Genomic DNA, 15,284 nt, shown 5'->3' on the forward strand with positions numbered 1-15,284 from the left:
GACGCTCCGGCTGGGCAGGACGCGGATGACACACCCGACCCATCCACTCTTTTTGGCCGATAGCCCCCGCATTTGAGCCCCAGGCAAGCGAAAGGCCCCGACCCCCTAGTGTCTTCCAGGGGAGTCGGGGCCTTGTGCATGGCGGTGACGGTGGGATTTGAACCCACGGTAGGGGGTTACCCTACACAACTTTTCGAGAGTTGCACCTTCGGCCGCTCGGACACGTCACCGCGGACAAGCTTAGGACAACTGCGCCCCAGACGCGAATCGAGCGTTCACCATCCCGTCACCCGGGCGAGTCGCGCGGCGTTCGCCTCGGCACCCGTCGCAACCCCGGCCTGGAGCAGCGCGAGCCGCAGCTCGTCGGCCATCCCGTCGAGCAGCCGCGCGACGCCATCCGCCCCGTCCGCCGCGAGTGCCCACCAGGCCGGGCGCCCGATGAAGACGGCCCGCGCACCGAGAGCCAGGGCCGCCAGCACGTGACGCCCATCGCGGATGCCGCTGTCGACGGACACCTCGGCGTCCGCGCCGACCGCTTCGACCACCTCGCCGAGCGCGTCGACCGCCGAGATCGAGCCGGCGAGTCGCCGGTGCCCGTGGGTCGAGACGACGACGCCCGCCGCGCCCGCGTCGACCGCACGACGCGCGTCGTCGCCGCGCAGCACGCCCTTCACGACGACGGGCAGGCCGGTCACGTCGCGCAGTCGAGCGATGTCATCGAGGCCCGGAATGCGCGCTGGGCGGTCGCCGAGCAGGGCACGCTCGTCAGCCGTGAGGTTCGCGAGCCGCGCGCGGGCCGGCCCCTCCGGCCAGTTCGCCGGCTCGACGTGCGGCTCGACGCGCAGCGCCGTGAGCTCGACGGTGAGCAGGATCGCCGCGGCCCCGGCCTCCGCCGCGCGCTCGGCGAGCGCCCAGGTCAGAGCGGGCTCGGCGAGCAGGTACGTCTGGAACCACCACGGCGCCCCCTGCGCGGCGATGCGCGCGAACGGGATCGCCGTGTTCGTCGAGACGCCGATCAGGGTGCCCGACGCCGCGGCCGCGCGCGCCATCTCGATCTCGCCGTCGGGATGCGCCGCGACCTGCTGCGCCATCGGCGCGACGAGGATCGGATGGTCGAGAGGCGTTCCGAGAACGGTCGTCGCGACCCGCGCATCCAGCTCGCCGCGCAGTGCGGTCGGACGAAACCGCACGGCATCCCAGCGATCCGCCTCGGCCTCGCTCGAGCCATCCGCCGTCGCCGCGACGTAGTCGAGCACGTGCGCGGGAAGCAGCGCCCGCGCACGCTCGCGCAGCCGCTCGATCTCCGCACGGGTCATCCGCTCACCGTACCCGCGACGCGCGCTCCACCCGCTCCCCCTCCCGCGCGCCTCACGCGACCGCGGTCGCCTCGAGCACGAGCGCCGACGCGGGGGCGAGCAGCGGCGTGCGCACGCCGACCGTCGACAGCAGCGAGCCCGGCAGCGTCACCGAGCCCTCCGCGATCCACGGCACGGGCCGCATGTCGAGCAGGTGGCCCGTCGTGAGCGCGCGGACGACCTCGACGCGATAGGTCCGCGACGGGTCGAGACCCGGGAGGCGCAGTGCGGGCGGCACGGCCCACTCCCCCGTCGCCTCGCGGGTGAGGCGGTAGAGCGCGTGCGCGCGGTCCTCCGACACGACCCCCGTGAGCGCGGCCCCCTCATCGGCGACGGCGTCGTGCAGCAGCTCGCCCGTGTGCATGAGGGAGCGGAGGCGCTTGTACTCCGCGATCCACTCGGCGAGCTGCGCGCGCTCGTCGACCGTGAATCGCGTGATGTCGGCCTCGATGCCCGCCGAGGCGAAGAGCGTCGTCGCGATCCGGAACCGCAGGTCGGTGACGCGGTCGGTCGTGTGCGCCTGCGTCGGGCCGACGTGGCTGCCGATGAGCTCGGGCGGCAAGAGCAGCTCGGTCCAGCGCTGGATGCGCGTGCGCTCGAGCGGGTCGTTCGTGTCCGACGCCCACACGCGATCGGTCCGCTCGATGATGCCGAGGTCGACGCGCGCGCCGCCCGACGAGCACGACTCGATCTCGACGTGCGGATGGCGGCGTCGCAGCTCGTCGAGGAGCGCGTAGACGGCGCGCGTCTGCGCGTCGACGCCCGCGCGCCCCGCGTGCACGGCCTCGAGCAGGTCGCGGTTGTGATCCCACTTGAGGTACTCGATCGGGTACTCGTCGAGGAGGGCCCCGAGGGTCGCGAGCAGCCACTCGGCCACCTCGGGGCGCGCGACGTCGAGCACGTGCTGGTGACGCCAGGTGCGCGTCGCGCGATCGGATGGCGCGAGCACCCACTCGGGGTGCGCGCGGGCGAGATCGGAGTCGGGGTTGACCATCTCGGGCTCGACCCACAGCCCGAAGCCCATGCCGCGAGCGCGCACGTGGTCGACGAGCGCGTGCAGGCCCTCGGGCCAGACGGCCGGATCGACCGCCCAGTCGCCGAGCCCCGCACCGTCGCTGCGCCGAGCCAGGAACCAGCCGTCGTCGAGGACGAACCGCTCGACGCCGACCTCGGCAGCGGCATCCGCGAGCGCGATGAGCGGCTCGAGCTCGTGGTCGAAGTAGACCGCCTCCCACGTGTTGAGCACGACCGGTCGCGGCGCGCGCGGATGGCCGGGGCGCGCGCGCAGCGAGCGGTGGAAGCGCGAGGAGATCCCGTCGAGCCCGCGGTCGCTCCACGCGAACCAGGCCGTCGGCGCGGCGAACGCCTCGCCCGCCGAGAGCACGATCTCGCCCGTGCGGAGCAGCTCGCCCGCTCCGAGCACGTTCCGCCCCTCGGCGAGGCGGTCTGTGCGGTACACCGCGTCGCCGCTCCAGGCCAGGTGCACGGCCCACGCCTCGCCCGTGCGGTCGTCGAAGCTGGGCGTCCCCACGACGGTCAGCGTCGGGGCGTCATGCCCGGTCCGCCCGCGGCGCGAGTCGCGGGCGTGCGAGCCCATGGCGACCGGGCGGCGCTGCGGCGAGCGCTCGCGCGTCCAGCGGCCGGCGAGGTCGAGCAGCTCGCTCGCTCGCGCGGGAACCGGCAGCGTCGCGTCGAGGGCCGACAGCTGGACGACGGCGTCGCCCGCGTTCTCGACGCGGTGGTCGACGCGCAGGATGCCCGCGGCGTCGAACCGCAGGGAGCTCTCGAGCACGAGGCCGTCGGCGTGCGCGCGCAGCGCGAAGCCGCGGTCATCGCTCTCGACCGACTCGACGCGCCACCCGGGCAGGAGCGGCGCGCCGTCGACCGTGCCCGCGATGCCCGGGCGCCCCTGCCATCCGTCGCGCTCGGTCGGGAGCACCGTGAGCGGCCACGCCTCGTCGAGTGCGCTCGCCGTGATCTGACGTGCGGACGCCGCGTCCAGCGCGGCGAGCGCGGCCCCGTCCACCGCTCCCGGATCCGCGCCCCAGTGGAGGACCTCGGGAAGATCCTCGCCGCGGAACGCCACGATGAGCGCCGCGCCCGCGGCGCGGAACAGCGTGGTCGTGCGCGGGGGTGCGCTCACGGGAGCTGAGGTGATGGTCATGCGGGCCTCCGTCTCGACGGCATCGTCAGAGACCAGGTTCCCGCGTGGGGATCACTTTGTCAAATGCTGAAACAAACACTCACGCGAGAAGTGCGCGGATGGCCAGCCCGGCCCCCGCGCGCGCCCACTCCGAGAAGTCCCACGTCCGCACGTCGAGATCGACCGGAGCGGCGTCCTTGTCGAGCCTCTCGTCAAGCGCGGCGCGCAGGGCGTCGCCCGCGAGCTCGACCACGGCGATGCCGTCTCCTGTGACGACGACCTTCTGGGGGTCGACGAGGCTCGCCACCGTCGCGATCATGACGCCGAGCGCGCGACCCGCGTCGGCGAACGCCGCGAGCGCGAGCTCGTCGCCCGCGCGCGCGGCCTCGACCACACCCTCGTACTCGACACCCGGGCGTCGGTAGGCGTTCACGATCGCGCTGTTCACGAGCAGGCTCGACGCGCAGCCGCGGTGGCCGAGGCCGCACCGCGGCCCGGCCTCGTCGACGATGAGGTGGCTGATCTGGCCCGCGCGATTGTGCGCGCCGTCGACCGGCCGGCCGTTCACGACCAGCCCGCAGCCGATCCCCGCGCCGACCGTGATGAGCACCATGTCGTCGATGCCCGCGCCCGCCCCGAACCAGTGCTCGGTCGCCGTGAGCGCCTGCACGTCGTTCTCCACGGCGCACGGAAGCCCGGTCGCGTCGCGCACGAGCGCCCCGAGCGGCACGTCGGTCCAGTCGAGGAAGAACGACCGCTCGACGAGCGCTCCGTCCGCGGCCTGGCTCACGCGGCCCGCGATCGCGATCCCCACCGACGTCAGCGTCGGGTAGTCCGCGGCGTATCCGCGCGCCACGTCAGCGATCTCGGCGACGACATCCGCGGGCTCGCGCGATGCGAGCGGACGCTCGGTGCTCTCGACGGCGGACGCCGAGAGGTCGGTGACGACCGCGTAGAGCGTGTCGCCGGTGAGCTTGATCCCGAGGAAGTGGCGAGCCGACGCGCGCAGATGCAGCATCTCGGACGGGCGCCCCGTCTGCGCCATGAGGCGCGTGCCGCCCTCCGTGAGCAGCCCGGCGTCGACGAGGGAGCGCGTGATACGGGTGAGACTCGCGCGGGAGAGGTGGAGGCGGCGCGCGATCTCGGCACGCGGGAGCTCGCCGTGGATGAGCACCTCGAGAAGCGCCGCCCGCATCGCCGGCGACATCTCGCCGATCTCGCCGCCCGCGAGCGCCGTGTCCTCGACGTCCATGTTTGTCACCCTTCTGAACATACTCGCTTGTGCTCGGCCACCCGCGCTGGAAAGATCACAGTACACACGCGGCAGCGCCCCGCCGCGACACCCGAGATCACGGAGGATCCGTCGTGCCCGAGACCCTGCACTGGCGCGCCGAGCGCGTCCAGGTCGCCCTCGCCCTGCCCGAGGACGGGCCCGTCTCGGTGCTCGCGATCCGGCCATCCGGGTCTCCGGCGCCCGCTCCCGTGCTGCCCGAGGGGCACGGCGAGCAGCCTCTCGTCGAGCTGTCGGCGTTCGGCCACGGCCGGTTCCCCGGCAGCTTCCGTCACGTCGACACCGTGATCGGGCGCGCGCTGCGCTACGTCGGCCACGAGGAGTCGGAGCAGGACGGATGGCGCGAGCTGCGCGTGCGACAGGAGGACGCGTCGCGGGGGCTCCGCGTCACGAGCGTGCTCGCGGCGCATGCGTCCGCACCGGCGCTGCGCGCGTGGACCGAGGTCGCGGTCGACGGCGACCTCGTCGTCGACTTCGTGTCGAGCTTCGCGACGGGCTCGTTCCTCGCCGACGCGCGCACGGCATCCGTCGACGACATCGTCGTCGCGCACGCCGACAGCGACTGGATCGCCGAGAGCAGGTGGCGCGTGCAGCCGCTGCGCGAGGCGGGCCTCGTCGACGTGGGCCGCGCCGCGCACAACCACCAGCCGCCCCGCACGCGCCTCGCGCTCGGCAACCGCGGGTCGTGGTCGAGCGGCGAGAAGGCGCCCACGGGGGTCATCGCGTCCGCGCGCGATGACTACGCGCTCGCGTGGCAGATCGAGCACAACGGACCGTGGGTCGCCGAGCTCGGCGAGAACGGGCACGGCGCCTACCTGCTGCTGTCCGGCCCGACGGACCAGGAGCACCAGTGGTCCGTGCGGCTGCGCGACGGGGAGACGTTCACCTCCGCGCCGGTGTCGATCGCGGTCGCCGAGGGCGGCGTGGAGGCGGCGCTGCGGGCGCTCACCGACCAGCGCCGCGCCATCCGCCGCCCGCGCGACGCCGACGATGCGCTGCCCCTCGTCTTCAACGACTACATGAACACGCTCATGGGCGACCCGACGACCGAGAAGCTCCTGCCGCTCATCGACGCCGCGGCCGAGGCCGGAGCCGACACGTTCTGCATCGACGCCGGCTGGTACGCCGACGGGCACTGGTGGGACGGCGTCGGCGCGTGGGAGCCGTCGACCGCGCGCTTCCCGGGCGGCATCGGCGAGGCGACCGCGTACATCCGCTCGCGCGGGATGACCCCCGGCCTGTGGCTCGAGCCCGAGGTGATCGGCGTGCGGTCGCCGCTCGCGCAGACGCTGCCCGACGCCGCGTTCTTCTCGCGCGGCGGCGTGCGCATCGCCGAGCACGGGCGGCACCTGCTCGATCTGCGACACCCCGCCGCCCGCGCGCACCTCGACGCGGTCGTCGACCGCCTCGTCGGGGAGTACGGCGTCGCGTTCATCAAGATGGACGAGAACACGATGACGGGCCCCGGCACCGACCGCGACGGCCTCGCGCCCGGGCACGGACTGCTCGAGCACGCGCGCGCCGTTCTCGACTGGATCGACGGCGTGCAGGCGCGCCATCCGGATCTCCTCATCGAGAACTGCGCGTCGGGCGCCATGCGGATGGACTACGCGATGCTCTCGCGCCTGCACCTGCAGTCGACCTCCGACCAGCAGGACCCCGTGGCGTACGCGTCGATCGCCGCGGCGGCGCCCGCATCCATCCTCCCCGAGCAGGCCGGCAACTGGGCCTACCCGCAGGCCGGGATGACCGATGAGGAGCGCACGTTCGCGCTGGTGAACGGAGTGCTCGGCCGCATGTACCTGTCGGGCTACCTCAACCGGATGGCCCCGCACGAGCGCGCGGCGGTCCGCGATGCGGTCGCGGCGCACAAGGCCGTGCTCGGCGACATCCGGTCGCGGCGGCCGATCTGGCCGCTCGGCCTCCCGGCGTGGGAGGATGACTGGGTCTCCCTCGGCCTCGCGCTCGACGGCCACGCCTACGTCTCGGTGTGGCGGCGGCGCGGCGACGCGTCGGCAGGGCTGTCGCTGCCCTGGGCGCGCGGACGCGCCCTCGAGGTCGCGCCGTTCTTCCCGTCGGGCGAGGGCGGATGGTCGTGGACCTGGGATGCCGAGACCGGCGTCCTCGAGATGACGGCCCCGACGTCCGAGCCCTCCGCGCGCGTCCTCGAGGTCTGGATCGCCTAGCCCCCGCCTGCTTGCCGCGGCCATCCGGTCGGGAAAGCCAGGGAAAGCGAGACATGCTGGCGGGATCAGGCCGCGTTAGCGGGAGCGGTGCGCGCGCCCTCCCACTCGCCCGTGAAGTGGTTGAAGCACACGGAGTTGTCGAGCTTCGCCCGGTCGGGCGCCGCCTCGCCGCTCACGACCTTGCCCACCCGCTCGGGGTCGGGCGCGGCCATCGCGAGCAGGCGCGTGTAGTCGTGCTGCGGGTCGAGGATGACCGCGTCGGCCGGGCCGCGCTCCACGACGCGCCCCTTGTACAGCACGAGGATCTCGTCGGAGAAGTGCCGTGCGGTCGCGAGGTCATGCGTGATGTAGAGCACCGCGAGGTCGTCCTCGCGCTGCAGCCGGCCGAGGAGGTTCAGCACCCCGAGCCGGATCGACACGTCGAGCATCGACACCGGCTCGTCGGCGAGCACGACCTGCGCCCCGGGCGCCAGCGCCCGCGCGATCGCCACGCGCTGCCGCTGTCCGCCCGAGAGCTCGTGCGGGCGACGCGATGCGAACGACGCATCGAGGTTCACGCGCTCGAGCATCTCGATCACGCGCTCGTGCGTCTCGTCGGCGCCGCGCGTGCGCCGGTGGATCCGCAGCGGCCGCGCGATGTGGTGCTCGATCGAGTGGAACGGGTTGAGCGACGCGAACGGATCCTGGAAGACCATCTGCACGTGGCGCCGGTACTCGGCCGGGGCGACCGGTCGGCCATCCGCCTGCCGCACGTCGATCTCGCCCGACGTCGGGTGCTCGAGCTTCGAGAGGATCCGCGCGATCGTCGACTTGCCCGACCCCGACTCCCCCACGAGCGCGACCGTGCGTCCGGGCACGAGCTCGAACGAGACCCGGTCGACCGCGCGGAACCGCCTGCGGCGCAGGCCCTCCCTCACGCTGAACTCCTTCACGAGGTCCGTGACGCGCACCGTGGTCATGCTCGAGCCTCCGCTCCGTCGGCGACCGGCGACTCGTCGACGCCGGATCGGATGAACGCCCCGCGCGACCCGCTGAGGCTGGGGAACGAGCCGAGGAGCTTCCTCGTGTACTCGTGGTGAGGATCGCGGTACATGTCGTCCGCCGCGCGCAGCTCGACGATCTCCCCGCGCAGCATGACCGCGATGCGGTCGCTGATCTCGAGCAGCAGCGGCAGGTCGTGCGTGATGAAGATCACCGCGAAGCCCAGCTCGTCGCGCAGGCGCACGATCTCGCGCAGGATGTCGCGCTGCACGACCACGTCGAGCGCCGTCGTGGGCTCGTCCATGATCATGACCTGGGGCTCGAGGATCATCGCCATCGCGATCATGACCCGCTGGCGCATGCCGCCGGAGAGCTCGTGCGGGAACGACGTCAGGCGCGACGGATCCACGCCCACGCGGCGCAGGACATCCGCCGCGCGCTCGCGCCGCTCGGCCTTCGACATCCGCGGTCGGTGCGCGACGAGCACGTCCTCGAGCTGCGCGCGGATGCTGATGACCGGGTTGAGCGCGTTCATCGCGCCCTGGAACACCATGGAGAGCTTCGACCAGCGGAAGGCGCGCAGCTCCTCGTCGGCGAGGGCGAGCAGATCGACGTCGCCGCCCTCGCGATCGTGGAAGACGATGCTGCCGCTCGCGATGCGGGCGGGCGGCTTGTGCAGCCGGTTCACGGCGTACGCGAGGGTCGTCTTGCCGCAGCCCGACTCGCCCGCGAGGCCGAGGATCTCCCCCGCCGCGAGCTCGAACGACGCGCCCTTCACGGCCGTCACGGGCTGCTCCACCTCGTACACGACCGAGAGGTCGTCGATGGTGAGGACGGGCCGGCGCGCTGTCGTCGCGCTCATGCCGCACGCTCCTTCCTGCGGGCCTCACGGCGCGCGCGACGCTCGCGACGCGCGTGGAGGCGCACGTTCTTGAGCTTGGGGTTGATGATCTCGTCGATCGAGAAGTTCACGAGCGACAGGCCCATCCCGAACAGCGCGATGACGAGGCCCGGCGGAACGAACCACCACCAGGCGCCCAGCGGCAGGGCGAACCCGTTCTGCGCGTAGAAGAGCATGGTGCCGAGCGTCGACGAGTTCGAAGCGCCCAGGCCGAGGAACGACAGGCCGGCCTCGCCGAGGATCGCCGCGATGACGGCGAAGACGAATTGCGACGCGAGCACGGGCAGGAGGTTCGGGAGGATCTCGACCGCGATCACGCGCCACGCCCGCTCGCCGGCCACCTTCGACGCCGCGACGTAGTCGCGACTGCGGATGGACAGGGTCTGCGCCCGCAGGACGCGCGCCGACCCCGCCCAGCTCGTCACGGCGAGGACGACCGCGATCGTCCAGAGGCCGCGCGCCTCGGCGGGCACGAAGCCCGAGATGACGATCACGAGCGGGAGGCCGGGGATGACGAGGAACACGTTCGAGAAGAGCGAGAAGGCCTCGTCGGCGAACCCGCCGATGTACGCGCCGAGGATGCCGAAGAAGGCCGACAGCACGGTCGCCAGCACGCCGACGATGAGGCCGATCTCGAGCGACCCGCGCGTCGCGATCGCGAGCTGGGCGAAGACGTCCTGGCCGGTCTGGGTCGTGCCGAGGAGGAACTCCGCCGACGGCGGCGCGAGCCCGATGTCGCGGATGGCGCTCGGGTCGCCCACGAAGAAGGGGGCGATGAGGCCGAACAGGGTGATGCCGCCGATGAGCGCGAGCCCGAGCGCGAGCCAGGGCGTCATCGTGGGGAGCATCTGCCGCAGCGCCGAGCGCGAGCGGCGCACGCGGTCGGCGCGCTGCTCGCGCGCGGTGCGCGAGACGATCGCCTCGGTCGCCTCGGCGACGGAGGGCTCTGTCCTGGGGGCGATGTTGGTCATGTCAGCTCCGGGCCCGCGTGCGGGGGTCGATGAGGCCGTAGAAGAGGTCCACGACGAGGTTCGCGCCGAGCACCGCGAGGGTGATGAAGAGGAACAGCCCCTGCATGAGCGCGTAGTCGTTGTTCGTGACCGCCGACAGGAGCTTCGATCCGATCCCGGGGTACGAGAACACCTGCTCGGTGACGACGGACCCGCCGACGACGAACCCGAGCGAGATCGCGAAGCCCGCGATCGACGGCAGCACGGCGTTGCGCGCCGCGTAGCTGCGCAGGATGCGCGACGCCGGCAGGCCCTTCGCGTGGGCCGTGAGGATGTAGTCCTCCGAGAGGGTCGAGACCATCATGTTGCGCATGCCCAGCAGCCATCCGCCCAGCGAGGCGATGACGATCGTCAGCGCCGGCAGGAAGCCGTAGTAGACGGCGGAGCCGATGAACTCGGCGCTCCACCCCGGGTTGAGCGCCACGTCGTACCCGCCCTGCGAGGGGAACATCCCGAGCAGGGTCGCGAAGAAGTAGACGAGGATGAGCGCGAGCCAGAAGTAGGGCACCGCGGCCAGCAGGGTGGTCGCCGGCACGAGGGAGTCGAGCCACGTGCCGGGCTTCCACCCGACGAGGGCGCCGAGGCCGACGCCGATGACGAACGAGAGCACCGTCGCGATGCCGATGAGGGCGATCGTCCACGGCAGGGACTGCCCGATGACCTCCGTGACCGGCGCCGGGAAGTAGGTCACCGACAGGCCGAGGTCGCCGCGCAGCACGTTCACGAGGTAGCTCCCGTACTGCACGATGAGCGGCTCCGACGTGTTGCCGCCGAGGAGGAGCTCGTAGGCCGCCCGGGTCTCCGCCGTCACCGTGCCGCCGCGCTGCTGGAGCTTGGCGAGCAGGATGTCGACGGGGTTGCCCGGGAGCAGCCTCGGGATGAGGAAGTTGAGCGTCAGCGCCGCCCACAGGGCGACGAGGTAGAAGCCCAGCTTGCGCAGGAAATAGCTCATGAGGTCGCGCCTCCCGTCTCGAACTCCTCCTCGGCCACGGTCACTTGCCCGTCGGCTCGAGGGCCTTGAAGACCTCGGCGTTGTCGGGCGATGCCCACACGGCCGGGAACGCGTACAGGTCGTCCTCGGTCGGCCATCCGCTGAACTTCTCGACGTTGTACTCGCTCGTCGTGCCGCCGGTCAGGATCGGGATGTAGGGCATGTCCTCGACGATCGCCGCCTGGATGACGTCGAACTGCTCCTGCCGCGTCGCGGTGTCGTCCGGGTTCGTGCGCTTGAGGACGGCGAGCGCCTCGTCGACGGCCGGGTCGCTGAAGCGCGCCACGTTGACGGGAGCCGCCTGGCCGACCTCGGCGGTGTTCGCCGAGGAGAGGAAGTTGTTGTAGAGGTAGTACGGGTCGCTCACCGCGCCCTGGCCGAGCGAGTCGATCGCGAGCTGGTACGTGCCCTTGCTCTTCTTGTCGGTCCACTCGTTCCACGAGGACTGCGAGGCCGAGAGGCCGATGCCGGCCGCCTTCAGCTGCTGCGACATCGTGTCGATCGCCGTGATGTAGTCGGTCCAGCCCGTCACGACCTCGACGGTGAGCTCGAGCTTGACGCCGTCCTTCGCGTAGATGCCGTCCGAGCCCTTCTCGTAGCCGGCGCCGGTGAGGATCTCGTCGACCTTGTCGAGGTCGGCCTTCGCGGGCGCGACCTTCTCCTCGATCTCCCCCGAGATGAACTGCTCCTGCGCCGGAAGCAGGGCGAACGTCGGCGACATCTCGCTCGCCGTGCCCTGGAACGCGAGGGCGTTGAGCTGGTCGCGGTCCATGGCGTAGTAGATGGCCTGACGGACGGCCGGATCGGTCTGCGGGCCCTCGCAGCCGAGGTCGGCGTTCGAGCACGACAGGAGCGCCATCTGGTTCATGGGCACCGTGATCGCCTCGTAGCCGGGGTAGTTCTCCGACACGTTCTCGATGTCGGGCACGGGGCCCGTCTGCCAGTCGATCGTGCCCGCGGCGAGCGCGTCGGCGCCGGCCGTGTTGCCCGACAGCGAAAGGTAGCGGACGTTCTTCACGGCGGGAGCGCCGCCCCAGTAGTCCTCGTTGGCCGAGAGCGTGAACGCCTGCGGCTTGAACTCGCCGAGGACGTACGGCCCCGTGCCGACCGGCTCGGCCATGACGTCGGTCGTGGGGTCGACGTCGCCCCACAGGTGCTCGGGCACGATGAAGGTCTTGCCGAGCACCTCCGGGCCGGTGACGAACGCGGGCTCGGGGAACGCGATCGAGACGTGCGTCGTGTCGACCTTGGTGACCTCGCCGTTGAAGCCGCCCGTGTTGAGCGCCGGGTTGTCGCGGATGAGCTCGAAGGTGAAGACGACGTCGTCGGCGTCGAACGCCTCGCCGTCGGTCCAGGTCACGCCGTCGCGGAGGGTGATGTCGAGCTGCGTGCCGTCCTCGTTCCAGGCGTACTCGGTCGCGAGCAGCGGCACGTAGTCGTTCGTGTTCGCGTTGGTGACGAAGAACAGGGATTCGTAGATCGTGCCGAGGCCGCCGATCTTCGAGGGCGAGAACGGGTTGAAGTTGATCTGGTAGTCGCCGGACTGGCCGGTGTAGGCGACGAGGGTGTCGGCGGAGCCGGAGCCGCCGTTGGAGCCCGAGGCGCCGCCCGAGGGCGCGCAGGCGGTGAGGGCGAGGCCGAGGGCGGCGGCCCCTGCGGCGAGCGCCAGGGAGGCGCGGCGTCCGCGTGCTGTGCGAAGAAACATCGTTGTCCTTTCCTCACGCCGCGGCGGAGGCCGTCGGCGTCGACGAGCCCTGGAGACCAGGGTTCCGGGAGGCGGGCTCCCGTTGCGACCATTGTTACGCACTGAAACGAACTCGGTCAAGGGCGTTTCGTAACGAATGGAACAAAGAGCCCGCCCACGCCGCGGAGCTGCGGCGTGGGCGGGCGAGGGATGGCGCGGTGTCAGACCCTGAGGTCGCCCGCGTGCCGGAGGACGAGCGGAGCGGTGAACGCCGACGGGTCGACATCCTCGGGCGCTCCGGTCACGGTGAAGACGTGCTCCTCGCCGGGGAGCAGGCTCACGAGCCCCGTGTCGACGGCGGCATCGCGGTGGCCGCGATCGGCCAGGAGGAAGACGTCGCGCACGTACGAGCGGGCCGTCACGCGCACCCGCACCGCGCCATCCGCCCGCTCGGCGCGCACCTCGAGTGGCGCGCGATCGAGCGACTGCTCCACCACCTCCGCGAAGTCGTGCAGCGCGCGCCCGAAGCCGGGCGCATCGACGACGAGCACCTCGCCGGTCGGGTCGTCCGCTGCCGCGACCTCGGCCGGCAGGGCGACCGTGGCGGCACCGCGCGCCTCGACCTCGGCGGCGATGACCGCCTCGGCCCGCACGGTGCCGTCGAACGCGAGCCGGCGCACGACGAGGTCGCCGCTCCACGCCTCGTCGGCGTCGTTGAGGAGCACCGCCGCGAGCCCGTCTTCAGCCGGCTGGATCGTGGCGAACCGCGGCGCGTACACGGCCTTGAGCGCGTACCAGAGCGGCTTGCGCCGCTCGGCGAAGTCGACGGCGGCCCACGAGATGACGGGCCAGTCGTCGTTCAGCTGCCACACGATCGTCCCGGTGTTGTACGGCGCGAGCGACCGGAAGTACGAGATGCCGAACCGCAGCGCGGCCGCCTGGTTCAGCTGCGTCGCCCAGTGCCAGTCGTCGATCGTCTTCGGGGCCGGCAGGTGCGGCCCGTACCCGCGCTCGAGGTTGATGTTGCCCTGCCACGCCTTCTGGTGCACGAGCATCTGCTCCCCCTGGGGGTCGAGCGGCGCGTCGTGCACGACATCCGTGAGCGTCGTCCACGCGGGCGGACCCTGGAACCCGAACTCGGCGACGAAGCGCGGCTTCCACTCGCGGTACGCGGCGTAGTCCTTGGTGTTCCACACGTCCCAGATGTGCACGGTGCCGTACTGGTCGAGGTTCGGGCTGAGGTACGACGAGAACGAGTACGGGCTGCCCGCGGAGTAGAAGCGCGTCGGGTCGAGCTCCGCGAGGAGCGCGGGGAACATCCGGCGGTAGTACGCCTCGCCCCACGTGAGTCCGCCGAGCTTCGAGCGCCACCCCCAGTCGGCGTAGGCGACGATGTTCTCGTTGTTGCCGTTCCAGATGACGAGCGACGGATGGGGCGAGAGGCGCGTGATGGCCTCGCGCGCCTCTGCCTCGATCTCGCGCGAGAGCCACTCCTCCTCGGCGTACGCGGCGCACGCGAGGAGGAAGTCCTGCCAGACGAGCACGCCCTGCTCGTCGCAGAGGTCGTAGAAGTCGTCGGACTCGTAGATCCCGCCGCCCCACACCCGCAGGAGGTTCATGTTGGCCTCGGTGGCGTCGGCGATGCGGCGCGCGTACCGGTCCCGGTCGACCTCGGTGAGGAACGCGTGATCGGGGATCCAGTTCGCGCCGCGCACGTGGATGAGCCGGCCGTTCACGTGGAGGGCGAACGGGCTGCCGTCCTCATCGGGAGCGATGTCGACGTGCACGGTGCGGAAGCCGACCCGGCCCTGCCACGCGTCGACATCCGCGAGGCGCACGGCGACGTCGTAGAGCGGCTGCGCGCCGTGGCCGCGGGGCCACCACAGGTCGGCGTCGGGCACCTCGACGCGGACGCGTGCGGAGGTCTCCCCCGGCGCGACCTCGACCTGCTCGACGCGGTCGGCGATCTCGACCTCGACCCGCAGCGGGCCACGGCGGAGACCGTCGGCCCGCTCGATCGCGACGTGGGCCTCGAGCACGCCGGTCGTGCCCTCGACGTCGACGAGCGGGCGCACGGACGCGATGCGCGCGGTCGCCCACGTCTCGATCCGGATCGGCTTCCAGATGCCGGACGCCGCGACGTCGATGCCCCAGTCCCACCCGAAGCTGCTGCCCATCTTGCGTAGCGCGTTGTAGGGATGGTGGTTCACGTGCGGGCGTGCCCCGTGCCGCTCCGAGCGCTCGTGCGCGGCGGGCACGGGCGCGTCGAAGTCGATCCGGAGCGCGTTCTCGCCCTCGACGAGCGCGGCGCCGATGTCGAAGCGGTAGCTGCGGTGCTGGTTCTCGGTGCGGCCGATCTCGACGCCGTTGAGCGTGATCGTCGCGAGCGTGTCGAGACCCTCGGCGACGAGGTCGCGGCGCTCCGAGCCGTCCTCATGCCACCGGAACGTCGTCTCGAAGCGCCAGTCGACATCGCCGATCCACTGCTGCGTCGTCTCGTTGTCGCCGTCGAACGGCTCGTCGATGAGACCCGCGCGCAGCAGATCGAGGTGCACCGACCCCGGAACGGTCGCGGGGATGGCCCGGCCGGCGACGCCCTCGGGCGCGGGGCCGGAGAGGGCGGTCACGGTCCAGGATTCGGACAGCGGGATGACGGTCATGCGGCTCCTTCGCCTCGGGCGCCCACTCGGCGGAGCGCTGTACTTAGTTCCATAGTCTTACAAACTATGGCGCACAGCGCGA

General features: G+C 71.9%; 10 protein-coding genes and 1 tRNA gene. 1 reads left to right on the top strand and 10 read right to left on the bottom strand.

The genetic code is table 11. From position 1 onward, the window contains the following. Window positions 1–139: 139 nt before the first annotated feature. The 4 genes from ACWXWW_RS04350 to ACWXWW_RS04365 all read right to left on the bottom strand — a co-directional run bounded on the left by ACWXWW_RS04350 (window position 140) and on the right by ACWXWW_RS04365 (window position 4,750). A tRNA-Ser gene (locus tag ACWXWW_RS04350) sits at window positions 140–230 on the bottom strand. 45 nt (window positions 231–275) lie between these two features. Next, the gene (locus tag ACWXWW_RS04355) at window positions 276–1,316 is read right to left on the bottom strand and encodes an alpha-hydroxy acid oxidase (protein ID WP_455968941.1); all 1,041 of its coding nucleotides are present in this window, start codon (window positions 1,314–1,316) and stop codon (window positions 276–278) included. A gap of 52 nt (window positions 1,317–1,368) precedes the next feature. Next, window positions 1,369–3,519: an alpha-galactosidase gene (locus ACWXWW_RS04360; protein WP_455968943.1), complete on the bottom strand. Its 2,151-nt coding sequence runs from the start codon at window positions 3,517–3,519 to the stop codon at window positions 1,369–1,371. A 79-nt stretch (window positions 3,520–3,598) separates the two neighbouring features. Then, the gene (locus ACWXWW_RS04365; RefSeq protein WP_282978987.1) at window positions 3,599–4,750 is read right to left on the bottom strand and encodes an ROK family transcriptional regulator; all 1,152 of its coding nucleotides are present in this window, start codon (window positions 4,748–4,750) and stop codon (window positions 3,599–3,601) included. 113 nt (window positions 4,751–4,863) lie between these two features. On the opposite strand from ACWXWW_RS04365, the gene ACWXWW_RS04370 reads away from it, so the two are divergent. Continuing rightward, window positions 4,864–6,975, top strand: coding sequence for a glycoside hydrolase family 36 protein (locus ACWXWW_RS04370; protein WP_455968944.1), 2,112 nt, complete (start codon window positions 4,864–4,866; stop codon window positions 6,973–6,975). A 65-nt stretch (window positions 6,976–7,040) separates the two neighbouring features. Here ACWXWW_RS04370 and ACWXWW_RS04375 read toward each other — a convergent pair whose 3' ends face one another. From ACWXWW_RS04375 to ACWXWW_RS04400, 6 genes are all read right to left on the bottom strand, one after another. Continuing rightward, complete coding sequence (locus tag ACWXWW_RS04375; RefSeq protein WP_282978989.1) at window positions 7,041–7,934, bottom strand: ABC transporter ATP-binding protein; 894 nt, start codon at window positions 7,932–7,934, stop codon at window positions 7,041–7,043. After that, on the bottom strand, window positions 7,931–8,818 hold the full coding sequence (locus ACWXWW_RS04380) for an ABC transporter ATP-binding protein (RefSeq protein ID WP_271173131.1): 888 nt from the start codon (window positions 8,816–8,818) through the stop codon (window positions 7,931–7,933). Before ACWXWW_RS04380 ends, ACWXWW_RS04375 begins: the two co-directional genes overlap by 4 nt. After that, window positions 8,815–9,828, bottom strand: coding sequence for an ABC transporter permease (locus tag ACWXWW_RS04385; protein ID WP_421074598.1), 1,014 nt, complete (start codon window positions 9,826–9,828; stop codon window positions 8,815–8,817). The genes ACWXWW_RS04380 and ACWXWW_RS04385 overlap by 4 nt, the downstream gene beginning before the upstream one ends. Before the next feature lies 1 nt (window position 9,829). Next, window positions 9,830–10,819 (bottom strand): ABC transporter permease, encoded by a 990-nt coding sequence (locus ACWXWW_RS04390; protein WP_324012499.1) that lies wholly within the window; start codon window positions 10,817–10,819, stop codon window positions 9,830–9,832. 40 nt (window positions 10,820–10,859) lie between these two features. Continuing rightward, window positions 10,860–12,563 carry an ABC transporter substrate-binding protein gene (locus ACWXWW_RS04395; RefSeq protein ID WP_455968945.1) on the bottom strand — a complete coding sequence of 568 codons (1,704 nt, stop codon included), beginning with the start codon at window positions 12,561–12,563 and terminating at the stop codon, window positions 10,860–10,862. Window positions 12,564–12,763: 200 nt separating this feature from the next. Further along, a complete protein-coding gene (locus tag ACWXWW_RS04400) occupies window positions 12,764–15,202 on the bottom strand; it encodes a glycoside hydrolase family 2 protein (protein ID WP_455968946.1) in 2,439 nt (812 codons plus the stop codon). Window positions 15,203–15,284 lie beyond the last annotated feature (82 nt).

The organism is Microbacterium sp. KNMS (assembly GCF_053851835.1).

Coding starts and splice junctions, on each gene's coding strand:
- ACWXWW_RS04395 (WP_455968945.1), bottom strand. CDS start 12,563: ATGTTTCTTCGCACAGCACGCGGACGCCGCGCCTCCCTGGCGCTCGCC.
- ACWXWW_RS04375 (WP_282978989.1), bottom strand. CDS start 7,934: ATGACCACGGTGCGCGTCACGGACCTCGTGAAGGAGTTCAGCGTGAGG.
- ACWXWW_RS04380 (WP_271173131.1), bottom strand. CDS start 8,818: ATGAGCGCGACGACAGCGCGCCGGCCCGTCCTCACCATCGACGACCTC.
- ACWXWW_RS04390 (WP_324012499.1), bottom strand. CDS start 10,819: ATGAGCTATTTCCTGCGCAAGCTGGGCTTCTACCTCGTCGCCCTGTGG.
- ACWXWW_RS04365 (WP_282978987.1), bottom strand. CDS start 4,750: ATGGACGTCGAGGACACGGCGCTCGCGGGCGGCGAGATCGGCGAGATG.
- ACWXWW_RS04355 (WP_455968941.1), bottom strand. CDS start 1,316: ATGACCCGTGCGGAGATCGAGCGGCTGCGCGAGCGTGCGCGGGCGCTG.
- ACWXWW_RS04360 (WP_455968943.1), bottom strand. CDS start 3,519: ATGACCATCACCTCAGCTCCCGTGAGCGCACCCCCGCGCACGACCACG.
- ACWXWW_RS04385 (WP_421074598.1), bottom strand. CDS start 9,828: ATGACCAACATCGCCCCCAGGACAGAGCCCTCCGTCGCCGAGGCGACC.
- ACWXWW_RS04400 (WP_455968946.1), bottom strand. CDS start 15,202: ATGACCGTCATCCCGCTGTCCGAATCCTGGACCGTGACCGCCCTCTCC.